Annotated in this window: 3 protein-coding genes and 1 pseudogene; all 4 read right to left on the reverse strand. The window is 41.7% G+C overall.

Translation table 11 applies throughout. The annotated features are described in order from the left end of the window. A partial coding sequence (locus tag Xbed_RS17900) for a tape measure protein (RefSeq protein WP_086114196.1) occupies positions 1-2,666 on the reverse strand: 2,666 nt, incomplete at its 3' end. Positions 2,667-2,731: 65 nt separating this feature from the next. Continuing rightward, positions 2,732-3,109 carry a hypothetical protein gene (locus Xbed_RS17905; protein ID WP_086114197.1) on the reverse strand — a complete coding sequence of 126 codons (378 nt, stop codon included), beginning with the start codon at positions 3,107-3,109 and terminating at the stop codon, positions 2,732-2,734. A 350-nt stretch (positions 3,110-3,459) separates the two neighbouring features. Then, positions 3,460-3,840 carry a hypothetical protein gene (locus Xbed_RS17915; RefSeq protein ID WP_086114199.1) on the reverse strand — a complete coding sequence of 127 codons (381 nt, stop codon included), beginning with the start codon at positions 3,838-3,840 and terminating at the stop codon, positions 3,460-3,462. Positions 3,841-4,071: 231 nt separating this feature from the next. Next, positions 4,072-4,458, reverse strand: a pseudogene (locus tag Xbed_RS17925) (hypothetical protein); the annotation flags it as partial.

Raw genomic sequence — 4,458 nt, forward strand, 5'->3', positions numbered from 1 at the left:
CCGGTTATCGAATTGGCAGAGCGCTGTCCCAATGACTCCATTGCATCGCCCAGAAATTGATACATCTCATTCTGACTCTTCCATTGATCCCATTGGGCGGTAGTCATATCATCATTGAACTTACGGGTTAAATCAGATTTGAGTTGCAGGATTCGTTCATGCTCGCCGACATCATGGGCATTATAAGCATCCAATAATGCCATTTTTTGAGCGTATTCATTCTGGAGCTGTTGGATAGGGTCTACTTTACCCAACAAACCTTCATTAAAGCCCACCGATGAATCAACTTTTTTGTTAATTTCATCTTCCGTTTTCTTATTCTTATAACGTTCGCTTATTTCCTGCTTGCGTTTATTGAATTCCTCTTCTTCAATCAAGCCCTGAACTTTGATACGCCTCAAATGCTCAAGCTCCTCATCCATTGCCTGCTTGGATTTCGCTAAAGAGTCTTGTTCAATATTCCACTTTCTGGCAGCCGCATCTTTTTCAAGTTCGTATCTTTCTGAGGCATTTTTTCTGGCTTTTTCAACCTCTTCAGGAGATGCCCCTTCCGGCATGGCTTTGGCTGCATCGTACATAGCCATTTCACGACTGGCTTCTTCATAGCCTGTTTTGATTCGGTCTATTTCGTCACGCTGCCTAGAAAGTACTGAGGTAATGTCTTCAGCGCGTCTTTTAGCATCATCAGCGGCCTTTTTAGCTGCATTTTCCGCTTTTCTTTTGGCCTCTTCCCGTTCCTTTTCGGCTTCCTTAAGTTGGTTGTTTTCTTTAACTTCTTCCGCTATAACCGTTTTCTGTGTAGGGCTTGCCCCCAGTTCGTCAGCTTTGAATTCTGCGGCTTTTAAATCTCTCTTTAATCCCTTTTGAGTCTTAAGTAATTCATTTTCATTCTTGAGCTTGGTGATAAAATCCGCCGCTTTGTCAGATGCCTGATCAATCTCTCCATTTCTGTTCTTATTGGCATCTGTGTTCTCATTGGTCAGTTTTGTGTTATCAGCAATGGCCTTACTGGTTAGATCAATGGCCTTTTCATAATTACTTTCGACAGCTTTCATATCCTCAAGCTCACCTTTAGCTAAGGCTAAATCTTCCCTGAGCTTCTTCATTTCCTTCTCAGATTTTGTTGAATAGATAAACCTGCCATTGTTATCAACGTCGTATTGAAGACCGCTTACTTTTACCTTTTGCTTTTTTATCTGCTCTTGCTGCTCAACCAGCTTCCTTCCCAATTTGACTTTATTAGCCTCAAGCTGAACCTTATTCATTTCTTTTAAGTTACCAGTCAACCTATCAATCGTAAGAGATAAATCTTTGGCCTCATTTTTCGCGTTTTCCGCTTGATCATGAAAATAATACAGCGCTGTGGCTGCCAGCATAACTACGCCAAGTGGTCCGCCTAAAAATGACATTGCTCCCTTGAGTCCATTCATTGCAACGCTAGCAGCCCCAGTGGCTGCCGTGAACCTTGTTTGGGCGGCGGTAGCGGCATCTTGCGCGTTTTTGTATGTGGCGGTTGCTGTGGTTGCTGTGGCACGAGCGGCGGTCAGTCTGGTAAGTGCTACTGTGGCTGCGTCAGTTCCCTTTGCTGCTACATATTCGGCCTCAGCGTAGCGTAATGCCTCAATCGCAGCAATTTTATCCATTTCTGCTTTACGCAATGTCATGTTGGCGGCATACAGTGCGCTTTCTGCTTCCACTTTATTGGCTTGCGCTAACGCTATAGCAGCTCTAGTATTTTTTATCTTCTCGCTTGCTGCTAACGCCATCGCACTCACCATCCTTGACCCCATAACAATGGCCAAGGCAGTTGCAGCCCCCGCAACAAGATCCATATTTTCACTGACTGTAACCAAAGTGCTATTAAACGCTTTAAGTGCTGTCTGAACAGTGGTTGATTGTCCAAAGAACTTGGTCATATTGTTCGCAGCCATTTCTATTGACTGGTTCATTGTCGCGGATGTTTTATCAAATTCTTTAGCGATAGTTTCGGCCTGTGCAAGAAGAGCCTCAGATACAATCTTAGACGTTAATTTGCCCTCTGCTGCCATTTTCCTTAGCTGACCAATATTGACACCAAGGTGATCACTTAATGCCGCAATTAAGCGACTACCGTTCTCGGACATGGAGTTAAATTCTTCACCACGCAGAACGCCAGAAGCCATAGCCTGAGAGAACTGAATCATGACGCTTGATGATTCCGTAGCAGTTGCCCCTGAAACTACCAGACCTTTTGCTACAGTTTCGGTTAATTTCGCCACATCATCAGCCGACATACCATAACTACGGGTAGCTCTTTCAAGGCGACCGTACAATGCAGCCGTAGAATCCAAACTAGCACGGGAGTTCTGGGCGATATTGAATACACGATCAGTCACTTCTGCCAACGTTTCATTTGTTTTGACGGCATTAACCAATTTGTTATTCACTACAACCCACGCATCAGCATAACTGGCTATTTTCTCGACAGACAAGGCCGCTGTTACCGCAGCCGCAGCCCTTGACAAACTTAGTAATGCTTTCTCTGCTCCCTGTACTGAGCGCCCTGTTTGATTAAAGCCGTGCTCCATTCGATCAAGTCGCTCGTTAACTTGCCGTTGTGCAGTCAGTAATTGAGCGACGTCCATCGAAACTTGATAAACAATATTACCTACTTGATGCTCTGCCATTTTTGGAACCCCTTAAAAAAGAAAACCCCGCCAGATGGCAGGGTTATGATTGATTGAAATTTTTTCTAGTAACCATGATTAGCACACTGTTTTATGATGGCTTTTTCTCTTATTGAAGATTCTTCTCCAGTTGGCAACTCCATGACCTTTCTTTCGTTTTTGTCATTCGTTAATAGTACCATTATGAATGGCTTGAAACCGACATACCCACCATATGAGTTTTTTGCATTAACCTGACCACAGTATATATCTATCGAACTTTCACTATCTTGTATGAGATTGACATGTTTGAATTTTGCACTGTCAGGATCTTTAAGGCTCACTTTCAATTCAGACTCAACCAAACTTATTTCCTGTTGAGTTAAAGGTCTATCAGTTATTGCTGATTTAGCAAAAAAACTCACAGAAATTAATACCAACACCGCCAATAATTTCTTTATCATTTTTTATCCTCAACAGCCAATCATTTCACCGAAACTGGTTATGGTACAGGTGTTACCGTCACTATCCCTACTGTGACAGCCCGCATCATCACACCAACTTTTAATTGAAAACTCATTCCCGTCACTATCAACAGAAAACACCTCAGATGAACCGTCACTATTCTCCCTTGAGCCCGATGTTATAGAATATGAATTACCTTCTGAATCATATGATTCAATAACATCATCACCTTGTGCGTTTTTACTTGATTTTGTACATGTCTGATAACCTCCATAGCCAACACAATCATCAGCAAATGACGGCAAAGTATACAAGAAACCCACTAGAGTAATTATTGACACTATCCTCATTACAAATCACCATTATTAGCTAAACACTGATCTAATACTTCTCTTCTATTCTGTTCAACCGGAACAGCCCCAAGTATCGTTTTGTAGAATTTCACTTCTGAGCCACTGGGAGTGTCTTTCACGTCTGCAAACATAGCATCACTATAAGTAAATATAGTGGTAACTCCATTAAATGACTCGGTGTGGACTGTGTTGTCTCGTTCCAGTAATACCCTTGTATTTGTCCATCCGTTATATATGCAACCAGCAAGATCATGTGCGCTCTTGTTGCTCTGGCTTTCAAAAATGGGTTTCTTGATTCTGACTTCATTAGGTGTTGCCATGCAACCCGTTAGCATCAATGCTGAAAATGCAGTGATTACAAGCAATAACTTCCTCATCACAATCCCTCATCGTTAAGTTTTGCTCATAATACTAACCAATGAGTGCAAAAAAACGCAAAAAAACATACTCAAATAAAGTTTGTGTGACGAGCATCAAAAAAGCCCCGTTGATGGGGCTGATTGTATGAAGATGGAGAGATGACAACTTGTTGATTTTTATCATGGTTGAAATTCCAACCATCTTTTTTTATTCCATACAATTGTGTAAGCATGTTCCAAATATCAACATTAAAACAGAAGATAAGCTCGGTATAGTACAAAGGCAAGGGATGGTAAACCAAGTATCCACAAAATTATCTGTAATCTTGCGTCTTTGATTTTATTTTCTGTCTTGACTTCCTGTAGCATAACTTCGCTTTTCACTTCGCTGATTTTAGTGCTAATTGCTTCAAATTTGACATTCAACTTGTCATCAGTTGGCACTTTGGATAGCGCGTTGCTTATGCCGTCTAGTTTTTGCATGATAACAGCAACATCAGTCTTTAATGTACCAACATCATTGGTAACTGTTTTCAGATCAGACTTCATATCGTTCATAGTAGTTTTGATATGTTCAACGTCTGATTCCAGTCTTGCTACTCGTGATTCCATCTCCCCACCTCCGCCACCACTACC

Origin of the sequence: Xenorhabdus beddingii, assembly GCF_002127545.1 — a bacterium.
Taxonomy (GTDB): Bacteria; Pseudomonadota; Gammaproteobacteria; order Enterobacterales; family Enterobacteriaceae; genus Xenorhabdus; species Xenorhabdus beddingii.